This window comes from Arthrobacter sp. Soil_C_60 (assembly GCF_057656375.1).
The window spans coordinates 1-482 of the sequence record NZ_JBDGKM010000032.1 but is presented as its reverse complement, the minus strand read 5'-3'; the positions used below and the strand labels follow the sequence as shown (position 1 = coordinate 482).

1 protein-coding gene is annotated in these 482 nt (G+C 69.7%); it reads right to left on the bottom strand.

Annotated elements, in window-relative coordinates; genetic code table 11:
* On the bottom strand, positions 1-383 hold a 383-nt coding region (locus AC3A4M_RS22820), incomplete at its 3' end, for an HNH endonuclease (protein WP_498738913.1).
* Positions 384-482 lie beyond the last annotated feature (99 nt).

Genomic DNA, 482 nt, shown 5'->3' with positions numbered 1-482 from the left:
TCGTCCGGTTGTTCTGTTGCCGGTGGTGTGCCGGGCAGTGCCGGTGCGGTGGATTGGTAGGTGTGCCCGGTCGGCGTGGTCGTTTCGACGGTGTGCCGGGGTCCGGGGATGGTTCGGGCGTGCCAGCCGTCGGCTTCTTTCGCGAGGTTGCACGCTTCACACAGGCCTTGCCCGTTGACCTCGCTGGTCTTTCCGGCGTCGCGCCAGGGCACGACGTGGTCGTGGTGGCGGATGGGTGCGTCGCACCAGGGGGTGCGGCAGAGCTGGTCCCTGGCCTGGATGACCCGCTGCATCCCGGCGGGCATCAGCCGCGCCCGCGAATCCATTCCGAGCAGCTGCCCGGTGCCCGGCGCGGTGTAGAGCCGGCGTACCCACACTTCCACCTCTTCCGAATCGCCTGCTTCCCCGGGGTCTCTTCGCTTCGAACCGGGAGGCCCTGTCGCCGGTATCGGTTCGCCTGTGTCTGGCGGGCCGGCGCCGGT